The following is a 244-nucleotide window of genomic DNA, read 5'->3' as shown; positions in this document are numbered from 1 at the left end:
CGGCAGTTGGTGAGAATTCAGGGTTTACCCGGATGCGAACTAACAAAGCGATTTGGGGTTTTCCCGAATGTGTGCTAAAATGTCGAGATGCCGGAAACGGCGATTGTGAAGTTCAAGTCGAAACGTTCTGTGAAATGCAAAACAAAACAAAACGACTTGACAGCTTGAAAAAAAGCCTTCATAATCTCGTTTCTCTGCTGCTAACACAGCGAGGCAAGCAGTAAACGCAGTACCTGCTCTTTAA

The 244-nt window shown here is 44.7% G+C and carries 1 protein-coding gene; it reads left to right on the top strand.

The annotated features are described in order from the left end of the window. Positions 1-224 (top strand): hypothetical protein (locus GOQ28_RS18695; protein ID WP_236844412.1); only part of this gene is annotated, 224 nt, incomplete at its 5' end. Between the last annotated feature and the right edge of the window lie 20 nt (positions 225-244).

The sequence above is a fragment of the Bordetella sp. 02P26C-1 genome (assembly GCF_009763255.1).
In the GTDB taxonomy this organism is placed as follows: domain Bacteria; phylum Pseudomonadota; class Gammaproteobacteria; order Burkholderiales; family Burkholderiaceae_B; genus Bordetella_A.
Note: the sequence above shows the minus strand (reverse complement) of the source record. Positions and strands in the feature narration are given on the sequence as shown.